General features: G+C 67.2%; 18 protein-coding genes. 12 read left to right on the forward strand and 6 right to left on the reverse strand.

The window, feature by feature from the left end; genetic code table 11:
- Positions 1-10: 10 nt before the first annotated feature.
- From ON37_RS00440 to ON37_RS00455, 4 genes are read right to left on the reverse strand one after another with little or no spacing between them, the layout of a single operon-like run.
- Positions 11-1,687, reverse strand: coding sequence for an ABC transporter family substrate-binding protein (locus ON37_RS00440; RefSeq protein ID WP_040715224.1), 1,677 nt, complete (start codon positions 1,685-1,687; stop codon positions 11-13).
- Between the two features lie 9 nt (positions 1,688-1,696).
- A complete protein-coding gene (locus ON37_RS00445; protein WP_051030996.1) occupies positions 1,697-3,583 on the reverse strand; it encodes an ABC transporter ATP-binding protein in 1,887 nt (628 codons plus the stop codon).
- Positions 3,580-4,578 (reverse strand): ABC transporter permease, encoded by a 999-nt coding sequence (locus ON37_RS00450; protein ID WP_083892573.1) that lies wholly within the window; start codon positions 4,576-4,578, stop codon positions 3,580-3,582. Before ON37_RS00450 ends, ON37_RS00445 begins: the two co-directional genes overlap by 4 nt.
- Positions 4,579-4,601: 23 nt before the next feature.
- Complete coding sequence (locus ON37_RS00455; RefSeq protein WP_040715226.1) at positions 4,602-5,579, reverse strand: ABC transporter permease; 978 nt, start codon at positions 5,577-5,579, stop codon at positions 4,602-4,604.
- 172 nt (positions 5,580-5,751) lie between these two features.
- On the opposite strand from ON37_RS00455, the gene ON37_RS00460 reads away from it, so the two are divergent.
- The gene (locus ON37_RS00460) at positions 5,752-6,555 is read left to right on the forward strand and encodes a Cof-type HAD-IIB family hydrolase (RefSeq protein WP_085997198.1); all 804 of its coding nucleotides are present in this window, start codon (positions 5,752-5,754) and stop codon (positions 6,553-6,555) included.
- A gap of 59 nt (positions 6,556-6,614) precedes the next feature.
- Here ON37_RS00460 and ON37_RS00465 read toward each other — a convergent pair whose 3' ends face one another.
- Positions 6,615-8,861: an N-acetylmuramoyl-L-alanine amidase gene (locus tag ON37_RS00465; protein WP_051030997.1), complete on the reverse strand. Its 2,247-nt coding sequence runs from the start codon at positions 8,859-8,861 to the stop codon at positions 6,615-6,617.
- 312 nt (positions 8,862-9,173) lie between these two features.
- Here ON37_RS00465 and ON37_RS00470 point away from each other — a divergent pair, with 312 nt between their 5' ends.
- Complete coding sequence (locus ON37_RS00470) at positions 9,174-10,661, forward strand: SpoIID/LytB domain-containing protein (protein ID WP_083892611.1); 1,488 nt, start codon at positions 9,174-9,176, stop codon at positions 10,659-10,661.
- A gap of 122 nt (positions 10,662-10,783) precedes the next feature.
- Here the strand turns inward: ON37_RS00470 and ON37_RS00475 are convergent, their stop codons facing one another.
- Positions 10,784-11,284 (reverse strand): MarR family winged helix-turn-helix transcriptional regulator, encoded by a 501-nt coding sequence (locus tag ON37_RS00475; RefSeq protein ID WP_040715229.1) that lies wholly within the window; start codon positions 11,282-11,284, stop codon positions 10,784-10,786.
- A 108-nt stretch (positions 11,285-11,392) separates the two neighbouring features.
- Here ON37_RS00475 and ON37_RS00480 point away from each other — a divergent pair, with 108 nt between their 5' ends.
- The 10 genes from ON37_RS00480 to ON37_RS00525 all read left to right on the forward strand — a co-directional run bounded on the left by ON37_RS00480 (position 11,393) and on the right by ON37_RS00525 (position 22,512).
- The gene (locus tag ON37_RS00480) at positions 11,393-12,391 is read left to right on the forward strand and encodes an EamA family transporter (protein ID WP_083892575.1); all 999 of its coding nucleotides are present in this window, start codon (positions 11,393-11,395) and stop codon (positions 12,389-12,391) included.
- 28 nt (positions 12,392-12,419) lie between these two features.
- On the forward strand, positions 12,420-13,058 hold the full coding sequence (locus ON37_RS00485; protein WP_040715231.1) for an NAD(P)-dependent oxidoreductase: 639 nt from the start codon (positions 12,420-12,422) through the stop codon (positions 13,056-13,058).
- Positions 13,059-13,263: 205 nt separating this feature from the next.
- Entirely contained in the window at positions 13,264-13,854 is a 591-nt protein-coding gene (locus tag ON37_RS00490; protein ID WP_040715232.1) for a hypothetical protein, read from the forward strand.
- 10 nt (positions 13,855-13,864) lie between these two features.
- Entirely contained in the window at positions 13,865-14,332 is a 468-nt protein-coding gene (locus ON37_RS00495; RefSeq protein WP_040715234.1) for a hypothetical protein, read from the forward strand.
- Between the two features lie 104 nt (positions 14,333-14,436).
- Positions 14,437-15,639, forward strand: a complete 1,203-nt coding sequence (gene glf / locus ON37_RS00500; RefSeq protein ID WP_040715235.1) for a UDP-galactopyranose mutase — start codon at positions 14,437-14,439, stop codon at positions 15,637-15,639.
- Positions 15,640-15,683: 44 nt separating this feature from the next.
- Entirely contained in the window at positions 15,684-17,711 is a 2,028-nt protein-coding gene (locus ON37_RS00505) for a glycosyltransferase (RefSeq protein ID WP_083892577.1), read from the forward strand.
- Positions 17,708-18,307 (forward strand): phosphatase PAP2 family protein, encoded by a 600-nt coding sequence (locus ON37_RS00510; RefSeq protein WP_083892579.1) that lies wholly within the window; start codon positions 17,708-17,710, stop codon positions 18,305-18,307. Before ON37_RS00505 ends, ON37_RS00510 begins: the two co-directional genes overlap by 4 nt.
- 1 nt (position 18,308) lies before the next feature.
- The gene (locus tag ON37_RS00515) at positions 18,309-19,256 is read left to right on the forward strand and encodes a decaprenyl-phosphate phosphoribosyltransferase (protein WP_040715236.1); all 948 of its coding nucleotides are present in this window, start codon (positions 18,309-18,311) and stop codon (positions 19,254-19,256) included.
- 4 nt (positions 19,257-19,260) lie between these two features.
- Complete coding sequence (locus ON37_RS00520) at positions 19,261-21,222, forward strand: arabinofuranosyltransferase AftB family protein (protein ID WP_245552885.1); 1,962 nt, start codon at positions 19,261-19,263, stop codon at positions 21,220-21,222.
- Positions 21,223-21,405: 183 nt separating this feature from the next.
- Entirely contained in the window at positions 21,406-22,512 is a 1,107-nt protein-coding gene (locus ON37_RS00525) for an alpha/beta hydrolase (RefSeq protein WP_083892581.1), read from the forward strand.
- Positions 22,513-22,778 lie beyond the last annotated feature (266 nt).

The following is a 22,778-nucleotide window of genomic DNA, read 5'->3' on the forward strand; positions in this document are numbered from 1 at the left end:
GGACGTTCGGCTAACTCACGAAGCCGATCTTGGTGTAGTCGTAGGAAGCCAGGCCGGGCGCCCCGAAATTGGCGACGGTCGTCCGCACACCGTAGTTGCCGGGATCCTGGGTCAGGGGCAGGGAGAAGCCTTCTTCGAAGACCTTGCGGTCGACTTCGTTCGCGAGTTCGATGGCCTTCGCCGGATCCAGTTCGTTGAGGGTCCGGTCGATCAGAGCGTTCAACTCGGGTGATCCGATGCGACCGAAATTGGTCTGCAAATTGTCGGGGTAGTACCCGTAGATCTGCGGGATGCTGGCCAGCGGGAAGGCGTCACCGGAGAACAGGAATTGCGCCGCGTCGAAATCGCCGGGGACCATCACGTCACTGAAGAAGCCCTGGCCCGGACGGGTATCGATGGTCAACTTCACCCCGATATCGGCCAGATCGCCCTGGATGATCTGTGCGACTCGCACCCAGGTCGGATCGTTGTACATCACATCGCGGATTTCGAGTTTTCGGCCGTCCTTCACACGCACATCACCCTGCAGTTTCCAGCCGAGGGCGTCGAGTTCGCGAGCGGCGGCATCCGGGTCGAAGGGCGGAGCGTTGTCCTGATATCCCTCCTGCCCCTGCACGAAGACATGGTTGCCGAGTGGCTTCGGCTTCGCGACCAGACCGTTCTCGATGGCATTCGCGATACCCTGGCGGTCGATCGCCTTGGAAATCGCCACGCGCAGACCCTGATCGGCGAGTATCGAACCGGGTGCGCCGTTGAAGGTGATGTGCCGCCACAGGTTTCCGGGTGCGTGCCGGACCACCAGATCGGAACTGCTACGCACCGTGGCGAGATCCTCGATGGAGGTCAGTCGCGCGGCATCCAATTCGTTGTTCTGCAGGGCCGCGGCATAGGCGGACCGATCCATGACGCTGTAGGTGATGGTGTCCAGCTTCGGGGTATCGCCCCACCACCTGGGGTTGCGGGCCAGCACGATTCGTCCCTGGGTGCGGTCGGTGGATCGCACGACGAACGGACCGGAGGTGAGGGTGATCCCGTTGACCAAGGCGTGATTGAACGTCTCCGGATCGGCGGTCACCGATTTCGGATACAGCATCCCGTTTCCGGCGAACTGTCCGCGCCAATCCGCGTAATGCTGTCGGAAGGTGATCACGGCCTGCCGATCGTCGACCCCGCGTTCCACCTTCTCGACCCGATCGAATCCGTTGGTGATCGCGATCAGGTACCGCTTGTCGGTTCCGGACAGCGCATGCGCCTGCGAAGCGATGTCCTCCCAGGTGATCGGTGATCCGTCGCTCCACACCGCCTTGGGATTGATGGTGTAGGTGATCTGTTGTGGATCGGTGCCGGTCAGCTGGATATCGGTGAAGAAGTTCGTATCGATCGCCAGATGGCCGGCCGCGTCGATGGTGTAGGAGCGCGGCATCAACGGCCAGACGATTTCGGCGATCTCGAGGTCGTTCCCGTCGACGGACATGGTGTTCCAGTTCGCCGGGAAGGCACTGACGGCCAGCCGCAGATTGCCACCCTCGCGCACCGCCTCGCGCGGTTGCGGATTGATGTCGTTCGACGTGCCCAGGGCCGCCGGGCCGCCGGCGGTGTCGAGTGCGGAACATCCGGCCAGCGCGATACTCAGCCCCGCCACCGCGGCAACCGCCGCCAGACGCAGTGCACGCGAACGAATCTGCACGACGGACTCCTAGCGTGAGACGACGGGAAGCGGCACCGCGTCGATCAACGCGCGGGTGTACTCGTGCTGCGGCGCTGCGAATATCTGCTCGGCGGAACCGGATTCGACGATCTTGCCGCGATACATGACCGCGATGTCGTGTGCCAGATTGCGCACCACCGACAGATCGTGCGAGACGAACAGGTACGACAGTCCCCGATCGGCCTGTAGGTCCCGCAGCAGATTCAGCACGCCCGCCTGAATGGAAACGTCGAGTGAGGACACCGGTTCGTCGAGGACCAGCAGCTCGGGATCCAATGCCATCGCGCGCGCGATATTGATGCGCTGCTTCTGTCCACCGGAGAAGTCGGCGGGATAACGGTCGGCATGTTCGGGCCGCAGCCCGACCTGCTTCAACAATTCCGGTACCCGCTTGCGGATTTCGTCACGGGAACGGCCGTCGACGCGCAGCGGTTCGGCCAGCGCATCGAAAATCGGCAACCGCGGATCCAGCGACGACGACGGATCCTGGAACACGATCTGCAGTTTGCGTCGGATCTCCCGCTTGCGCTGCTTGCTCAGGGTGGCGACGTTCTGTCCGAAGATCTCGATCGTGCCGGCCTGCGGTTCGACGAGATCCATGATCTGGCTGAGCGTCGTCGACTTCCCGGATCCGGACTCGCCGACCAGCGCGAGCGTGCGTCCCTTGCGTACCTCGAAGTCGATGCCGTCGACCGCTCGCACCTCACCGGTGCGGCGTTTGAACACGACCCCGGAGGTGACCGGGAAGACCTTGGTCAGTCCGGAAACCCGCAGCACCACGTCGGAATCCACGGGCCGGGCCGCCTCGACGCTGTCCACCTCGTGCCGATAGGCGGTGAACAGCTCCTCGGTGCCCACTTCGGCGGTTCGGATACACGCCGCGCGATGTCCCGGTGTGGTGTCCCGCAGCGGTGGCTCCGCGTCCAGGCACTCGTCGATCGACACCGGGCAGCGCGGCGCGAACGGGCAGCCCGGCGGCAGGGCGTGCATGGCCGGCGGCGCACCGACGATCGGAATGAGCGGCGCGCGGGCGGGCCCGTCCATCCGCGGAATCGACCCGAGCAGACCCACCGTGTACGGCATTCTGGGGGAGTTGAACAGCTCTGCCGCCGACGCGTTTTCGACGATCCGGCCCGCGTACATCACGGCCACCCGGTCGGCCAGGGTCGCCGCGATGCCCATATCGTGGGTGATCATGATGACGCCGGCGCCGGTGATATCGCGCGCCTTGCGCAGCAGATCGAGTATCTGCGCCTGCACCGTCACGTCCAGGGCGGTGGTCGGCTCGTCACAGATGATGAGTTCGGGATCGTTGGCAATGGCCATCGCGATCACCACGCGCTGGCGCATACCCCCGGAGAATTCGTGCGGAAACGCCTTGGCGCGCACCGCGGGTTCGGGAATACCGACCAGATCCAGCAATTCCACGGCCCGCTCGGCGGCCTGCGCTTTGCTCATCTTCCGATGGGCGAGCAGGGCTTCCGCGATCTGATCGCCCACCCGGTAGACCGGCGTGAGGGCCGAGAGCGGATCCTGGAACACCATGCTGATCTTGGATCCGCGCAGCGTCGACAGCTGCTTGTCGCCCATGCCGAGCAGTTCCCTGCCGCGCAGGCGAATCGAACCGCGCACCCGGGCCTGATCGGGCAGCAGGCCCATCACCGCCAGCGAGGACACCGATTTGCCGGAACCGGATTCGCCGACGATGGCCAGCACCTCACCGTCGGCCACGGAGTAGCTCACCCCGCGCACGGCGTCGATGCGGCCCTCCTCGCCGGGAAAGCTCACATGCAGGTCGGAGACCTCGAGCAGCGGTTCGGTGGTGCGGTGCCGGGCATCGGTGCCCGCGGCGGATGCGGTGGTGCTGTCGGTCATGCCGCCTCAACCCTCTTGTCCGAACCCACTTCATCCGTTCCGGCGCCCCCGGCCTTCCGGCGCTGTGGCTTATCCGGTTTCGGAGACTTCCGCCGTGCCCGGGCCCGACTCGCACTCGGGTCGAACGCATCCCGCAGGCCGTCGCCGACGAGATTGGCGCACAACACGATCGCGATCAGGAAACCGCCGGGGAACAGGAACAGCCACGGAAAGGTCAGCGCCGATTTGGTGCCGAAGGCGATCAGCGAGCCGAGCGATACATCCGGCGGCTGCACACCGAAACCGAGGAAGCTCAAACCGGTTTCGGACATGATCGCGGCGCCGACCGCCAGCGTGGTGTCGATGATCAGGATCGATGCGATGTTCGGCACGATATGGGTGACGATCACCGACCGGGTGGAGGCGCCCATATAGCGTGCGGCGCGGACGAATTCGCGCTCGCGCAGGCTCAGCGTCAAACCCCGCACCAGGCGGGCGCTGATCATCCAGCTGAATGTCGCCAGCAGCACGATCAGCAGCAGAATCGAACTGCTGCCCTTGGTCCGCGGGGCGAAGATCGCGATGATGATGAAGCTCGGCACCACCAGCAGCAGATCGACCAGCCACATGATCGCCCGATCGGCCCAGCCGCCCAGCAAGCCCGCGATCGACCCGGCGGTGACCGCGATCAACGAGGTCAGCACCGCCACGCAGATACCGATGATCAGCGATTTCTGCAGCCCGTGCAGGGTCTGGGCCAGCATGTCCTGGCCGATCTCGTTGGTGCCGAACGGATGTTTCGGCGTCGGCGGCTGCAACAGTGCGTACGGGTCGCGCTGTTGATAGTCGTAGGAAAGGAACGGCGGGATCGCGAAGGCGCAGATCAACATGAGGATCAGCACGGTCGCGCCGACGAGGGCGGGTTTGTTGCGAAGGAATCGGCGCCACACCAGCTTTCGCCGGCCGGCGGCGGCGGGCTCCGGCGCGCCCTGCGCGATGATCTCGGTTTCGGTCATGGTGCTCTAGTCCTTTTTCGCGATCATCCGACCCGCACCCGCGGATCGAGGATCGCGTACACGATGTCGGACAGTAGGCCCGACACCAGCACGACGAATCCCGCGAACACCGTGACGGTCACCACGATGTAAATGTCCTGGGCGTTGATCGCGTCCACCAGCCATTCGCCCACGCCGTGCCAGCCGAAGATCTTCTCGGTGAACGTGGCGCCGGTGATCAGTGCGCCCAGGCTGTAGGCGAACAGCGTCGCCATCGGAATGAGGGCGGTGCGCAGGCCGTGTTTGTACAGGGCGCGCCGCCGGGTCAGCCCTTTGGCTCGTGCGGTGCGGATGAAATCACTCTGGAGCACGTCGAGCATGGCGTTGCGCTGATAGCGGCTGTAGCCGGCCATCGCGCCCAGGGCGAGGCCGAGGGTCGGGACGATCATGTGCTGCAGCCGGTCCACGAATTGATTCCACACGCCGTGGACGGCAGTGGCCGAGGTTTCTCCGGTGTACAGGAATATCTGCTGCCCGGTCGCCGAATTTATTTCCAGCGCACCGTATTTCAGCAAGGTCGCCAAAAGGAAGACCGGGGTGCTGAGCACCAGCAGCGAAACGACCGTCGTGAAGTAGTCGCTGAACCGGTATTGCCGGATCGCCCCGGCCGCGCCGATCAGCACGCCCAACACCGTGCCCACCACCGAGCCGACGATCAGCAACCGCAGACTGACCCCGATCCGGCGACCCAGTTCCTGACTGACCGGCTGACCGGTCAAGGTCTTGCCGAAGTCTCCGTGCGCCACGCCGGTCACCCAGGTCAGGTAGCGCTGCGGAATCGGCTCGTCGAGGTGCAGTTCGTGGGCCTTGGCATCGATCACCGACTGCGGCGGCCGCGGATTGCGCTGTTCGAGGCTGTCCAGCGGGCGAAATGTCAGCGAAGCGAGACTGAACGCCAGGAACGACGCCAGCGCCAGCAGCACGACATAGTTGAGCGCACGTCGCAGCAGAAAGCCGGTCATCGGTCCCCTCGGGTCGGTTACTAGCCCCTGATCATAGGGAATGGTCTGGGGTCCACCGGAGACATCGTGCACCACATTCGGCCCACTCGCAGGCGGGGCGGCGGCAATTGATTACAGCGACGCCGGTATTTCGGGCAGGATGGAATAGGTGACGCGTCTGCCGAAGCCGAAGATGGTGGCCACCGATGTCGATGGCACGCTGCTCGACGAGTGGGAACGGGTGACCCCGCGGACCCGCACCGCGGTGGCGGCGCTGATCGCCGACGGGGTGCCGTTCGTGCTGGCCACCGGCCGCCCGCCACGCTGGATCGATCCGGTGATCGAGGGCCTCGGATTTCCGCCGCTGTGCGTCTGCGGCAACGGCGCGGTCATCTACGACAGCGCCGCCGACCGGATCCTGCACACCACCACCCTGGATGTGGCGAGCTTGGAATGGATCGCCGAACTGGCCGAGCGGGTGCTGCCCGGCTGTGGACTGGCCGCCGAGCGGGTCGGACGCAGCGCCCACGACGCCGCCACGCCGCAGTTCGTGAGCTCGCCGGAATACGAGCATGCCTGGCTCAATCCCGACGACACGCAGGTCTCCCGGACCGAGGTCATCGCGGCGCCGGCGATCAAGATGTTGATCCGGCTGCGCGGGGCGGCCAGCGCCGATATGCGCGCGGCACTCGAGCCGGAACTCGGTGGGCGCGCCGACATCACCTATTCCACCAACAACGGCCTGATCGAGCTGTCCGCGCCCGGCATCACGAAGGCCGCCGGCCTCACCGTCGTCGCCCAGCGGCTCGGCGTGGAACCGGCGGCCATGCTCGCCTTCGGCGATATGCCCAACGACGTGCCGATGCTGCGGATGGCCGGCCACGGCGTCGCGATGGGTAATGCACATCCGGAAGCGCAGGCCGCCGCCGACGAGATCACGACTTCCAATTCCGAGGACGGCGTGGCGCGGGTGCTCGAGCGCTGGTGGGACAGCTGAGTTCGGTGCGAGCGCCCGCGCTGCCGAGATAGCTGCGCGGGCGTCCGCACGGGTTCGCCTCAGCCCGCCGGCGCCGGTGCGGCCGGTTGGATGGGCGCGGGCGGGGCACCGGCAGCGGACTCGGGTGCGGGGGGTGCCGGTTCCGCGTGTGCGTCCGGATTCGCCGGTGCCGCCGGGCCCGGCGCGGCTTGGGCCTGCGGATCAGCCGGTGCTGCCGGGGCCGGTGCGGCTTGGGTCTCCGGAGCCGCCGGGGCGGCGGGAGCCGGTGCGGCGTGCGGGTTTTCGGCACCCGGCGGTAGCGGGGCCGGAATCGGCGCCGCCGCGGGATGCTGCGGGTCCGCCGAGTGCTTCAGCAAGGTGGTCACGATCCCGGTGGCGGTGTTGAGGATCAGCGAACCCAGCCGGAAATCGGCGCGTTGACCGCCAGGCACGGGGTACGGGCTGCGCAGCGGCGTGCCGAGCGCGCCGGTTTCGGCGCCGAGTTGCAGGAAGCGGTCGAGGATCTGCCCGGCCAGTTCGATGATCGAGCCGTCGGGTGCCGCGTAGACGTAACCGTTGACGAACTTCGCGTACTGGCCGCCGTCCGCAGTGGGCGTCGGTTCCGAGGCGGCGGCGCCGAGGCGTCCGTTCGGGCCACCCTGTGCCGCCCAGTATTTCGCGATGATGTTCTTGTCGACCATGCTCAGCAGCCGGCTGGTCAGATTCGCGAGGGCGGCCAGATCTGTCTGCGGCCGTTGGTTTTTCGGGGCGCTGGGTGCGGCGCCGGCCGCGACGCTCGCCGCGATGCCACGGATCTGGTCCATGCGCGCATAGGCGGCATCGCCGGGGCAGGTGGTGTTGCCGACGTCGCGATGGGCGAAGACGATCGGCAGATCGACCGCCTCACCCTCGGCGTAGGGGGTGTAGTCGGTGCCCTCGGAATACATCGTGGTGTGGCCCTCGGGATCGAGTCCGGCGATCTTGGCCCGCCAGCCGACGAATTGACCGGTGGCCTGCAGTTGCGCGTCGGTGGGCGGTTCGCTTTCGAAATCGCCCATCATCGCCACCCCGGCGGTGTTCTCGTTGAAACCACCGGCGTGCGCGCCCTGCACCGGGCGGTCCAGACCGCCGTAGCGACCCTCGAAGATCTGGCCGTACTTGTCGACCAGCGCGTTGTAGCCGATATCGCACCAGCCCAGGGTCTTGGCGTGATACGCGTAGATCGCGCGGACGATGCCCGCGGATTCGGCCCTGGTGTAGTCGTTCCGGCCGGCCGTGTGGTGCACGGTGATGCCGCCGAGTCCGTCGTCGTAGGTGGGTTCCTCGCAACGCAGCGATTCGTCGGCGCCCCACTGCGCGCGGGTGATCACCTTCGGACCGCCGCCCGGCAGCGCCGCGGCGACCGAGGTCAGATTGTCGTCGATCGAGCCTCGCCCGGGATTGATCAGCACCGCCGACAGTTGCGCGGCGGCGAGCTGAGCGGGATCGTCGGAGCGGGCGATCGCCGGCGTCGTGGCTTTACGGGTGGTCAGTACCTGGACCGCCTTGGTCTCGCCGACATAGATCGGTTCGGTGCCGGTCCGGGCGGGTGCGGCCGCGTGGTCGCTGCGATTCGTATCGACCGGGTCGGTCGGGAACCACGGACCCCAGCTGCCGTCGGACTGCTGGGCGCGGATGAGCGAGGTGGTGTCGGCCAGTTCGGCGGCGGTCAGCGCCACCATGCTGAAGGGCGTGTCCCGGGTCAATTCCTTGACTTCCGCCCCGACCTGATCGGCCATATTCGGCGGCACGGTGCCCGGGGACAGAGCGGGTGCGGACGGGTCGGCGCCCGGGATCTGGGCGGGGTCGAGCGGGGCGGCGACGAAACCCGGGCCCGAGTGCGCGGGGGCCGGGGGTGTGGACTGCTTCGCGGGAGCGGGGGCCTGGGGAGTGACCGGGCCGGCGTAGGGCGTCGGGGTCGGCGTGGTGGTCGAATGATCACCGAATTGGGGTAATGGGATCTCGCTGGGTAGCTGGATGCCGGGCGGGGCGGGTAGGCCGGGCGGGATCGGAACCGACTTGGGCAGCGGCAGTTTCCGCAAGTCGGACAGCCGCAGATCCGGCAGATTCAGACCGGTGAGTTCGCGCAGCGGCAGGACGATGTCCGGGGCCGAGGACAGGGCCACCTCGGCCAGTTGCGCGGGTATCGCGGCGAGGTCGCTGTCGCCCGCCGGTCGGTAGCTGGAGGACTCGCGCAGTGTCAGCGTCGCGAGCGGGGCGGCGACCGCGAGGGTCGCGACCACCGGGAGGACGACGGAACGTTTCGGGCGGCGGTACGGCACGAGCATCTCCCATTCAGGTAGAACCGGTGACCGTCAGCGTGGAACAGGGTGGCGCGCGGGGTTGATTCCTGACGGATCGATGGTCACACTAGTCCCAAATGCCACAAATCTAAACCTTTGGTTGAGGATTAGGGTCTAGGATAGCTCAGACGTAACTTCCCAATAGCCACACCCGGTCAGGACATGCCGAGCGAGCGGTGCGTTCGATCAACCACCACCCACTCGCCGAACCCGTTGGGAGGCAACGATGGCTCACCGTCGCCCGATCGAGCGCCGGAGCGGCCGATGGGGGCTGTCCGCAATCCACAGGAGGGTTCGATGAGTCGAACCGAGAATTTCGCGAGCCGGCTCCGGCGCCGACAGGGCGAACTGCGGCATCGTCGACGGATTCGGCGTGGCGCGGTGATCGGATTGGTCGTCGTCCCGGTCACGGGCGGCCTCGTCGTGGCCTTCGCGCTGCCGATGTTCGGATCCGGGACCGAGAACACGGCCTATCAGGCGGTGGCCGGTCCCGGCCACGGTCGCGGGATGAGCCAGGTCGGCGCCTTCGACCAGGCCACCGCGGGCGCGACGGCCGACGGCATCCTGGCGCACTACTATCCCGGCGCGCAGCTCGCCACCGTCGGGCCGACCACCGTGCGGGTCCGACTCACCGTGTACGACAACGAAACCCTCGACGTGTACTCCGATTCCGGACTGACCGTGGCCGGTCGGCGGGTGGTGGCCGGACAGGCTGCCCACCTCACCCCGACTCCCAGTGGCGGCGCGAACGTCGTGGTGACGATCGGCTGTGACGGCGATGTGCTGTGGCAGGGCGACACCGACGACCCCTGGGCGTATCCGGCGGATCCGGGTCCGGATCGGCCCGCCGCCGAACAATTGAAGGTGTGCGATGGCTCGACGTTCCGCGGCGCGCTCGGCGTCGCCGAGGACGGCGGACGGCCCGTCACCGTGAACCAACTCGACGTCGAGGACTACCTGCTCGGCGTGGTCCCGGCCGAGATGCAGGCCAACTGGGCGGACAAGGGCGGGGCCGAGGCGCTGCGCGCGCAAGCCATCGCCGCGCGCTCGTATGCCCTTGCCGAACACCGGTATCCGTACGCCCAGACCTGCGACACCACCGACTGTCAGATGTATCCGGGGACCGAGAAGGAGGACCCGCGCGCCGCCGACGCGGTTCACACGACCGCCGGGCAGGTGCTGCTGCGCGACGGGCACGTCCTGCGCACCGAATACTCCGCGGCGCCCGGAGGCGGTCAGCCGATCGATATCAACACCCTCGAGGTAGGACCGGCGCCCGCCGAACTGGAATCGGCGCCCGGCGCCTCCACCCCGGCCGCGCCCGCGCCGACCGCCCCGGAACAGGCGGTGCGCGGCAACACCGCCATCGAGACGAAATATGCCGAAAGCGGCGGTGCCGCAGGGCCGTTGGGAGACCCGATGGGTCCGGAGTCGCTGTTGCCGGGCCGGGTCGGAACCTTCCGACTGTATCGCGGCGGGGTGATCATCTCGACCCCCACGCTGGGCGCCCAGATCGTCGACTACGCGCGGCTGCTGCAGATCGCTCCCGGGGTGTCGCAGAGCGCGGACCGGGACGCCGCGGCGCCGTCCACAGCCGGCGCCACCGGCACGCCCGGAACCGCCGCGACGCCGACGCCGCCACCCGATCCGGCCGATCGGCCGGTCCCGCATCGGTCCGCGCCCGCCCCGGTAGGTGCCGTTGCGCCGCCGGAGTCGGCGGCCGGGGACAGCGCGGCACCCGATCACACCGCCGCGCTGCCGGCTGAGGGGCGGCCGCAGGAGTAGGCGGCCCGCCGCGTATCTGCCGGGGCGCGAACAACGCCGCCGGGCCGACGAGCAGGCGCTCGACACCGACCGGCCTCTGCATCAACTGGCTGCACCGTCTTCTCCCGCGCGGTCGGAACCGGTCAGCCGAGGGCGGTGTCGTCGAGGGATTCGGACAGGTCACGGAGTAGGCCGGCGAGGCGGTCGAGGTCGGCTCTGCTCATTCCGGACAGCAGGCGAATCTCGTTGTCGACGTGCCGCGGCATGAGGTCGTCGACCACTTCGCGGCCGTGATCGGTCAGTTGGACGCGAATGGTGCGGCGGTCCTTGGTATCCGGAACGCGGCGGACCAGATCCTTGGCGGCCATCCGATCGATGCGGTTGGTGATCGCGCCGGAGGTCACCATGGTGGCCTTGATCAGATCACCGGCGGTGAGGCCCTCCGGCCCGCCCGAGCGCCGCAGCGTCGACAGCACGTCGAACTCCCAGTACTCGAGGCCGTACCGAGCGAAGAAGTCCTTCATTTCCCGATCGAGGCGGCGGCCGAGGCGTTTGAGGCGCCCGATGACGTGGGTCGGCCAGACATCGAGTTCGGGGCGGACCCGTCCCCAGTCCGCGACGACCTGATCCACGGCGTCGCTCATGCTTCTCCTCTCGACGGAATGAATCTTAACGTTCAGATACTTGACATCAAGGCAGTTCCCGAGGTCTTATTACTTCAACGTTAAGATTATCAATGAGGAGATACCGCCATGACACGCGCCGACGGCGTCCGCGGTTCCGGAGCCGCGATCCTCGCGGTGACCGGGCTGGCGCCCCTGGTCTGGGGAACCACCTACGCGGTCACCTCCGAATTCCTGCCGCCGGAGCGGCCCATGTTCACCGCGCTGATGCGGGCCCTCCCGGCCGGATTGGTGCTGCTCGCCGCGACCCGCGCGCTGCCGCGCGGGCGTTGGATCGGCCGCGCGGCCCTGCTGGGAGTGCTCAATATCGGCGCCTTCTTCCCCCTGCTGTTCCTCGCCGCCTATCGCCTGCCAGGCGGGGTCGCGGCGGTATTGGGTTCGGCCGCACCGGTTTTCGCGCTCGCCATCGCGGCGGGGCTGTTGCGGGTGCGTCCGAGCGGACGCAAATTGCTGGCCGGCGTTATCGGCATTATGGGCGTCGCCCTGGTGGTCTTGCGGGCCGATGCCGCGCTCGATCCGATCGGCGTACTCGCCGGACTCGCCGGCGCCGCGTCGATGGCGGCCGGAACGGTTCTGACCGGGCACTGGGGCCGGCCCGACGGGGTGGGGCCGCTCGCCTTCACCAGCTGGCAGCTGACCGCGGGTGGGCTGTTCCTGCTGCCGTTGGCGCTGATCACCGAGGGAGCGCCGCCCGCGCTGGACGGTCCGGCGATCGGCGGCTACCTCTATCTCGGTGTGTTGGGGACGGCGGCGGCCTATGCCCTCTGGTTCCGCGGCCTGTCCCGTATGCCCGCCACTTCGGTGGCATTTCTCGGCCTGCTGAGTCCGCTGTCGGCGGCGGTGATCGGATGGATCGCCCTCGGCCAGTCACTGACACTGCTGCAGGTTCTCGGAATGGTGATCGCCCTGGGCGGCACCGTTCTCGGCCAGCTCGGGCCCGGCGCGACGAGGCCCGAACCGGTGCAACCGCCGGATCCGCAGGAACCGGCGTCCATCGTTACGGGCGAATCCACAACCGCGACAACGTCGCAGCTCGCATCGACACCGCAGAACTCACGGCTCGGCTGAGCCCGACCCCTCGGAGGCACGAAACATCATGCGTATCACTGTTTTCGGTGCGGCGGGCGCCGCCGGCAGCCGAATCGTGCGCGAGGCCCTGGCTCGCGGCCACGACGTCACCGCCGTCGGCCGCAGCATCGAGGGCCTGCGGGACCTGCCGCGCGAAGCCGCCGTCCGCACGGCCGACGCGACCGACGCCGCCCAGGTCCGGGGCGCATCCGCCGGGAGTGATGTCGTCATCAGCGCGACCCGGCCGCGTCCGGGGCGCGAATACGAGTTGGCCGCGGTGGCGCAGGCATTACTGGAAGGAGTGCGCGGATCCGGCGCTCGGCTGCTGGTGGTCGGCGGGGCGGGCGATCTGATCGTCCCCGGCACCGGGGCGACCGTCGTGCAACAGCCCGACTTCCCGCCGGACTGGCGGCCGATCGCGCTGGCCTGCCATGCCCAGCACGAGGTATTACGGAGCACCCCAACCGATGTCGACTGGACCTATCTGAGCCCGCCCGCCGAGCTCGAACCCGGTATCCGCCGCGGCAGCTACCGCATCGGCGCCGACGAACTGCTCACCGACAGCGCCGGTGTCTCCCGCATCTCGATGGAGGACCTCGCCGTCGCACTCCTCGACGAGGCGGAACGGCCGCGGCACCGGCACACTCGGTTCACCGTCGCCTACTGACCGATCACGGTGCGGCGCACCGGCGTACCGAAGTCGGTGGTAGGCGGTAGAGTGCCTGCGCGAGGGAAGGGGGGCCGAACAGCATGGTCGGGGATCACCGCGGTCCGGGCGTGCCACCGGGGCATTCGTCGCCACCTCCCACGGCCGGCAGCGCCGGAATCCGTGTCGGTCGACCGCATCGATCTCCGATGCCGAGGGGGACAGAGTGAGCTATCCGTACGGATCCGGTTACGACGGGTATCCACCGCCGGGCTATCCACCGCCCGGGTATCCGCCCGCGCCGTATCCGGGCTACCTGCCCTATGGCTATCAGGAACCGCGGCCGAGCGGTGGCGCGGCGATCACAGCGGGGATCTTCGCGTTGATCCTGGCGCTGGTGGCGGGAGTCGGCGTACTCGGGCTGCTCGGTGGGGCCAGTAGCTTCGACGACCCGCTCGACCCGTATGCCTATCGCTCGCACGACCTGGCCACCGTGTTCTATGTGATCGCAGTGGTCGACGGTGTGCTGGCGCTGCTGTGGGCCACCGGCGGCATCCTGTTGATGAATCACAAGAACAGCGGGCGCGTGCTGCTGGTCGTGCTGTCCTCGCTCGGGCTGCTGGGTGGCGTCGCCGGGATCGTGCTCCCGCTGGTCAACGGAGTGCCTGCGGCTTCGATCGGAGGCATCGTCGGCGCTCTGCTCGCCGCCCTGATGCTCAGCCTCACCCTGTCCGGTTCGGCCAAGCGCTGGTGCGGTGTCGGAATGCACGCCTATTCACCGGCTGCGTACTACGGTCAGCCGCCCTACCCGTACTGAGGGGTCGGCCATGGCCTATCCGTACATGCAGCCTGCCTACCCTGCCGTCCCGCCGAGGCCGGGCGGCGGGTCCGCGATCACAACGGGTGTCCTGGCCCTGCTGCAAGGGCTCGGATCGACTGCATTCTCGATCTTCGGGGCCATCTCGACCCGGCACGACCGAATGGACGGCGGCGACTCGACCCCGGATTTCATCGCCCTGACCATCTTCGGCTCGCTGTCGGCGCTGTTTCTCACCGGCGCGATCCTGCTGCTCTGCCGGCGATCGGCCGGACGTTTCATCGTCATCGCGATGACTTCGCTGGTCATGCTGGTGACCTCAGCCATCGTCGTCGTCGCGGCGCTGGCCGGAGGTATCGAGCAATCCGATGTGGTGCCGATCGCGGTGATGCTCGCGCTGCTGTTCGCCATCGAACTGCCGATTCTGGTCTGCGCGGCGATGAGCGCAACCGGGCGCTGGATCGCCGCGCGGCCGTGATCCGCCGTTCGTCCCGGCGGGCCGCACGCCCGTGACCACCGCCGCCGCGATCGAGACATACGGCGTGCAGACGTGATGAGCCGCTACGGCTACGCTGGGCACCCGTGACCGTCGCAGCTCCCTTCGATCTGATCGTCGTCGGCTCCGGATTCTTCGGGCTGACCGTTGCCGAACGCACCGCCAACCTGCTGGGTAAGCGGGTGCTCGTGGTCGAGCGCCGTTACCACCTGGGCGGCAATGCCTATTCCGAGGCGGAACCGGAAACCGGAATCGAAATCCACAAGTACGGCGCCCATCTGTTCCACACCTCGAACAAGCGGGTCTGGGACTACGTCAACCAATTCACCGAATTCACCGGCTACCAGCACCGGGTCTTCGCGATGCACAAGGGGCAGGCATACCAGTTCCCGATGGGGCTGGGGTTGATCTCCCAGTTCTTCGGTCGCTATTTCACGCCCGAGGAAGCGCGGGCACTGATCGCGGAGCAGGCCGCCGAAATCGAGACCCAGGATGCGACGAATCTCGAAGAGAAGGCGATCTCGCTGATCGGCCGCCCGCTGTACGAGGCGTTCGTCCGCGATTACACGGCCAAACAGTGGCAGACCGATCCGAAGGAGCTGCCGGCCGGAAACATCACCCGGCTGCCGGTGCGGTACACCTTCGACAACCGCTATTTCAACGACACCTACGAGGGCCTGCCGCGCGACGGATATACGGCATGGCTCGAGAAGATGGCCGAATCGGATCTGATCGAGGTGCGGCTGAATACCGACTGGTTCGAGGTCCGCGACGAGGTCCGCGCCCAGAACCCGGACGCCCCGGTGGTCTACACCGGCCCGCTGGACCGCTACTTCGACTACAGCGAGGGCGAACTGGGCTGGCGCACCATCGATTTCGAGACCGAAGTGCTGGAAACCGGTGACTTCCAGGGCACCTCGGTGATGAACTACAACGACGCCGACGTGCCCTACACCCGCATCATCGAGCCGCGCCACTTCCACCCCGAGCGCGAGTTCTACCCGAACGACAAGACGGTGATCATGCGGGAATTCTCCCGCTTCGCCCAGACCGGCGACGAACCGTACTATCCGATCAACACCCCCGAGGACCGCGCCAAACTGCTGGCGTACCGGGAATTGGCGAAGAAGGAAACCGCCTCCGCCAAGGTCGTTTTCGGGGGCCGGCTGGGCACCTACCAGTACCTCGACATGCATATGGCGATCGGTAGCGCACTGAGCATGTTCGACAATGTGCTGCGCCCGCATCTGGAATCCGGCGCACCGCTCACGGCCGGCGATTCCGAGTAGGTCCCGAGTAATGCGCCACCCGTACCGCGGACGCAGGAAGTGAAATGACCGCACAAGTGACACTCGAGGATATGAGCACCGACACGCGCGCGAAATCCCTGCTGCAGCGCATCATCCTGCCCCGCCCGGGCGAACCGTTGGATGTGCGGACGCTGTACCTGGAGGAATCGACGACGAATGCGCGTCGGGCGCACGCTCCCACCCGCACCTCGCTGTCGATCGGCGCCGAATCCGAGGTGTCGTTCTGCACCTACTTCAACGCCGTGCCGGCGAGTTACTGGCGGCGCTGGACCATTCTGGACTCGGTGGTGCTGCGGCTGGAACTGTCCGGCCACGGCCGGGTCGACGTCTACCGATCGAAGGCCGACGGGTCCCGAATTCACGTGCGCGGCAACGAATTCGCCACGACCACGGCGAGCCGTGAATCATTCACCGCACCGGTCGACACCACCACCGTCGAATTCGAGGTCGATCTGGGCCCGTTCGAGGACGGCGGCTGGATCTGGTTCGACATCACGACCGACACCGCGGTCGAATTGCGCAGTGGCGGCTGGTACGCGCCGATCGAGGCGCCGGGTGAGGGCAGTATCGCCGTCGGTATGCCCACCTTCAACCGGCCCACCGATTGTGTGAACACGCTGACGGCGCTGGGTTCGGACCCGCTGGTGCTGGAAAAGATCAAGGCTGTGATCATTCCCGATCAGGGCAACCGCAAGGCCGTCGACGAGCCCGGATTCGCCGAGGCCGCAGCGGTTCTCGGGGATCGGCTCGCCATTCACGATCAGCCGAATCTCGGTGGTTCCGGCGGTTACAGCCGGGTCATGTACGAGGCGCTGAAAACGACCGACGCGCAGTACATCGTCTATATGGACGACGATATCGAGATCGAGCCGGACTGCATTCTGCGTGCTCTGGCCTTCGCTCGGTTCTCGCGCACTCCCACCCTGGTCGGTGGCCAGATGCTGAATCTGCAGGAGCGTTCGCATCTGCACACCATGGGTGAGGTGGTCGATCGCGGTATCTGGATGTGGACCGCGGCCCCGAACGTCGAATACGACCACGATTTCTCGAAGTATCCGCTGCGCGACCGGGACAACTCGAAGTTGCTGCACCGCCGGATCGATGTCGATTTCAACGGCTGGTGGACCTGTGTCATCCCGCGCGTGGTGGCCGAGGAGATCGGTCAGCCGTTGCCGCTGTTCCTGAAATGGGACGACGTCGAATACGGTCTGCGTGCCCGCGCGGCCGGATATCCGACCGTCACCCTGCCCGGTGCGGCGGTCTGGCATATGGCGTGGAGCGACAAGGACGACGCCATCGACTGGCAGGCCTATTTCCACCTGCGCAACCGTCTGGTGGTCGCGGCGCTGCATCTCGGCAACGACGGCCGTCCGATGATCGTCAACACCGTCAAGGCGACGCTGAAACACCTGCTGTGCCTGGAGTATTCGACGGTCGCGATTCAGAATCAGGCGATTCGCGACTTCCTGGCCGGGCCGGACAAACTGTTCGAGCTGCTGCCGACAGCGCTCGGCCAGGTGGCCGCCCTGCGCAAGGAGTACTCCGACGCGGTGATCGTCGGTTCCTCGACCGAGCTGCCGCTGCCCAGCGGCGCCGATGTCGGCGCGGTCGGCGAACCGCCGAATCCGCTGGCGAAGATTGTCCGGCTCGGCAAGGGCGTACTGCACAATCTGCGCCCGGCCAAGACCGAACACCACGAGCGCCCGCAATTGAACGTTCCCACCCTCGACGCGCGTTGGTTCCTGCTCTCGCAGGTCGACGGGGTTACCGTGACCACAGCCGACGGGCGTGGCGTGGTGTATCGCAAGCGGGATCCGCGCCAGGCCCGGGAGCTGTTCGCCGAGGCGATGCGGCTGCGCCGGGAACTGGCCGCCCGGTTCCCGGAGATGCGCGACCGGTACCGTGCCGCGCACGCTCGCTTGACCAGCACCGCGGCCTGGGAGAACGCATTCGGGATCGCCGGGAGCGACGGGACCGGAGGCGGCAGCGCGCGTAACCACGGAGGGACCCGCGGACGGCGCATCGAACACGACAATAGCGAGGACAAATGACCGCACCCGTCTCCGCCGATTCGGCCGGCACTCCGCACCTGCAGGTGGTGGCCGACCCCGAGGTGGCCAAGCCCGCGGAGGTCCGGATCCTCAATGCGGTTCAGGGCACGATCGGTACGCCGCCGGTGATCAAGGCGGCGCGCGGGATGTCGCATTTCGGTGAGCACGCGCTCGGCTGGATGGCGATCGGCGCGGCCGGCGCTCTGGTCGACAAGTCCCGGCGCCGACAGTGGGCCGGTGTCGCGGTCGGCGCCTTCGGCGCGCATGCCGCCTCCGTGGTCATCAAGCGCATCGTCCGCCGCCCGCGTCCGCACGATCCGTCGGTGCAGGTCAACGTGTCGACTCCGAGCAAACTCAGCTTCCCGTCCTCGCACGCCACCTCCACGACGGCGGCGGCCGTGTTGCTCGGGAAGTTGACCGGGCTACCCTTGCCTGCGGTGCTCGTGCCGCCGATGCTGCTCTCCCGGGTCGTTCTGGGAGTGCACTATCCCTCCGACGTGCTCGCCGGATCCGCTCTGGGTGCGGCATCCGCCGCAGCCGTGCTAGCCGCCGAAAAGAGATTCGCCAGTGACCGCACAGGAAAGAACCCTCGCTGATATGAGTGAAGAGCCGACCGGCACCGACCTCGACGAAGCCGTCCTGAAGGGTCCGCCGAAGACGCTGGCGGGCGGGATCGTCAAGGCCGTGCGGCCGCGGCAGTGGGTGAAGAACGTCCTCGTGCTGGCCGCCCCGCTGGCGGCGGGCAAGGATGCGGTCACCGGCGCCTACGTCCTGGCGGATGCGACCGTGGTCGCGCATATCGCGATCGCGTTCGTCGTGTTCTGTATGGCGGCCTCGGGCATCTACCTGGTCAACGACGCGCTCGACGTCGAGGCCGACCGGGCCCACCCGACCAAGCGGTTCCGGCCCATCGCCGCCGGTGTGGTGCCGGTGAATCTGGCGTATTCGCTCTCGGCGGTGCTGCTGGTCGGCTCGATCGCGGTGTCGTTCCTGGCGTCCTGGCATCTGGCCGTCGTGATGGCGGTCTACATCGGCATTCAGTTGGCCTACTGCTTCGGCCTGAAACATCAAGCGGTGCTCGACATCTGCATCGTGTCCTCCGGCTTCCTGCTGCGCGCGGTCGCCGGTGGCGCGGCCGCCGATATCCGGCTCTCGCAGTGGTTCCTGCTGATCATGGCCTTCGGCTCGCTGTTCATGGCGGCGGGTAAGCGCTACGCGGAGTTGAAGATCGCGCTCGACACCGGCGCCAAGATCCGCAAGTCGCTGCAGTACTACACGCCCACCTACCTGCGCTTCATCTGGACCCTGTCGGCCACCGCGGTGGTGGTCTTCTACGGACTGTGGGCCTTCGAAACCGATCACAAGCACACCCAGTGGTTCGCGATCTCGATGATTCCGTTTACCATCGCAGTCCTGCGCTACGCGGTCGACGTCGATGGCGGCGAGGCCGGGGAACCCGAAGAGATCGCGCTGGGGGATCGCATTTTGCAGCTCCTGGCCATCGCCTGGATCGGAGCGGTAGGTGTCGCTGTCTATCTCACCTGACGAGATGCTGGTAGCGGGAGACGAACACGGGGAGGGGGCAGACGCGGAGTCGTCCGATCGCGCACTACGGCGCGACGGCGGTGCCGCGCGCCGCTTTTCGGTGCTCTCCCGCACGGTATTCGTCGGTGGGGTGATCGTCACCGTCGCGTTGTTCGGTATCGGCGCCTGGCAACGGCGCTGGATCGCCGACGACGGCCTGATCGTTCTGCGCACCGTGCGCAATCTGCTCGCGGGCAACGGCCCGGTCTTCAACGCGGGCGAGCGGGTGGAGACCAATACCAGCGCCGCCTGGACCTATGTCATCTGGTTCTTCAGCTGGATCAGCAACGCCCGGCTGGAGTACGTCGGTCTGACTGTCGCACTGACCCTTTCCCTCCTGGCGATCGTCTTCGCCATGGTCGGATCGGCGCGGCTGTGGCGCCCGTTCACCACCGGCGCGCCCACGCTGCTGCTGCCGGCCGGTGCGCTGGTCTATATCGCCGTTCCGCCCGCTCGTGACTACGCCACCTCCGGCCTGGAGAACTGTCTGGTCATCTTCTGGCTCGGCGTGCTGTGGTGGTTGCTGCTGCGCTGGAGCCAGGACGAGAAACCGCGTCTGGCAAACCTTCTCGTGGCCGGCTTCTGGGCGGGACTGTGCTGGGTCATCCGCCCGGAGATGACCGTGATCGGCGGTCTGGCCCTGGTCGTGCTGTTCTTCTCGCCGATGCCGCGGACTCGGTTGCGGCCGATGCTGATTCGCGCGCTGCTGGTGGTGGTCGGCGGCGCGGTGTCGGTCGGCTATCAGATCTGGCGCATGGGCTATTACGGCCTGCCCTATCCGAACACTGCCGTGGCCAAGGAGGCCGGCGGGGCGAAATGGGGTCAGGGCCTGAAATATCTGTGGGATCTGGTCGGCCCGTACTACCTGTGGATTCCGCTGCTGGTGCTGATCGTGGTGGCGGCAGTGCTGATCCGGAGTCGTCGCGGTGGCGCGGCTGCCGAGACCACCGGCGAGGCCCGGCGATCGGCGCGCGTGCAGCAGTGGCTGCGTTCCCCGGCCGCGGTCGTCACCGTGCTGGTCGGTGGCGGTCTGCTGCTGGTCGTCTTCAATATGCGGGTCGGCGGCGACTTCATGCACGGCCGCATGCTGCTGCCCCAGCTGTTCTGCCTGATGCTGCCGGTGTCGGTGCTGCCGGTGCGGCTGCCGGCCCGCGGCGCCGGCCGGTCGGGCTGGCTGCGCTGGTCGTTCGCCGTGCCGGCACTCGCCTGGGTCGGCACCATCGGCTGGGCGCTGTTCGCGGCGAACACCACCGCGAATACCTCGGGCGGTCAGATCAGCGCCTCCGGCATCGTCGACGAACGGGTCTACTACGTGCTCAACAGTGGGCACGACCATCCGGTTCTGGCCGAGGACTATCTGGACTATCCGCGGATGCGGGCGATGCTGCAGGACATCGCCGCGACCCCGAACGGCGGTCTGCTGATCAATTCGCCGTCGTTCATGATGTGGTACGTCGCGCCGCCGCCGCTGCCGATTCCGCCCGGCGGTTACGGGCATACGGTGTACTTCCTCAATCTGGGCATGACCAGCATGAACGTGCCGCTCAGCGTGCGGGTCATCGACCAGGAGGGGTTGGCGTATCCGCTGGCCGCCCACACCGACCGGCTGGCCGACGGCCGGATCGGTCACGACAAGAATCTGTATCCGGACTGGGTCATCGTCGACACCGGTATGGTCGACCAGCATCCGTGGATGCCGTGGTTCCTCGATCAGCGTTGGGTGCAGCAGGCCCGGACGGCGCTGTCGTGTCCGGCCACGCAGGATCTGCTGGCGTCCTATCGGGCGCCGCTGACCTGGGATCGCTTCAAACACAACATCATCCAGTCGTTGCATTTCGCGAAGTACCGCATCGACCGGGTGCCCAAGTACGAAATCCAGCGTTGCCACCTGGTGGACCCGACGGCGCCGCTCCCGGCTCCGAACTAGTCCGCCCCGGGCAACGAATCAGTCGTGTATTAGTCTCGGTTTGATAACGCCGACGTATCGATTTCACGATACGCTCGGTGACGGACGTCCGTCGGGGGCGCATCGTCGTATGCGCACGGGTGATCATTCGCAGAGAAGAAACGCGGTCGGACGGGCCGCACTACGGGAAAGGCCGGACAGGGTATGCGAGGCGTGACTGTGCGATGGGTGCAGCAGAGACGTCGGAGACGGTCGCAGCAACCGTCGGCGCCTCAGCGAGCCGGATGGCTCAAGCGGTCGGCGGTGGGCGTGGCATTGGCGACGTTGCTGCCGTTCGGGGTGTCGGTGGCAGAGGCCGGACATGCGGCCGCCGCATTCAACCCGTCGGGTATCGATTTCTGGGTCGATTCGTCCATGGGACCGATCAAGTCCCGCATCTTCCGGGCGGCCGACGGCAACACCAGCCGGGTCGTGTACGCCCTGGACGGTATGCGCGCTCGCGGTGACCTCAACGGCTGGGAGATCGAAACCAACATCATCCCGGCGCTGCAGGGCGCCAACATCAACGTCGTGATGCCGGTCGGCGGCCCGTCGAGCTTCTACGCCGACTGGAACGCGCCGAGCAACTTCTTCGGCATCGACACCGCGTCGGCCGGCTCCGCCGGGTCGTCGACAGGTTCGGCGATGACCGGTTCCTCGAACTACAACGAGACCCTGGGCAAGGCCAACACCTACAAGTGGGAAACCTTCCTGACCCAGGACCTGCCGAACGCGCTCAGCTCGCGGATGGGCTTCAGCGCCCATCGCAACGGGGTCTTCGGTCTGTCGATGGGCGGTAGCGCCGCGCTGACCCTGGCGGCGTACCACCCGGAGCAGTTCAGCTACGCGGGTTCCTTCTCCGGTTACCTGAACATCTCCGCGCCGGGTATGCGGGAGGCCATGCGTGTCGCGATGCTCAGCGCCGGTGGGTACAACATCGACGCGATGGCGCCGCCGTGGGGCCCGCAGTGGTTGCGGATCGATCCGTTCGTCTTCGCGCCGCGGTTGAAGGCCAACAACACCCGCCTGTGGGTTGCGGCCGGTAGCGGACTGCCCGCGCCGTCGGACGCGGTCGCTCCGCTCGACATCATCCAGGGCTCGCCGCTGGAAGCGTTGGCGCTGGCCAACACCCGCGCCTTCCAGGTCCGCATGATGACCCTGGGCGCCGGCAACGTCACCTACGACTTCCCGAATGTGGGTGTGCACAACTGGCACAACTGGGAGGCCGAGGTCTACCGAATGCTGCCGGATCTGTCGGCCAATATCGGCTGATCTCAGCGCGATTCGCGGCCCCGCGTCGGTCATCCGGCGCGGGGCCGTGGCATTTCCGGACCCGGCCGAAGTGATTGCCGAATGCTCGAGCGCCGGGCGTTTGCTGTGTCCCTCTGGGATGGGTTGCCGGAAATCGACCCCGCGCGCCCTTGTGTCGCAGATCACCTTTCGGAATATTTCCGCGTCGAAACTATTGGCTGCCCCGCCGGATCACCGATACTCGGTGGGTATCGAAGAACCTGCAGTACAGCGGCGAGTGTCTGGCG

The sequence above is a fragment of the Nocardia veterana NBRC 100344 genome (assembly GCF_000308855.1).
Lineage (GTDB): Bacteria > Actinomycetota > Actinomycetes > Mycobacteriales > Mycobacteriaceae > Nocardia > Nocardia veterana.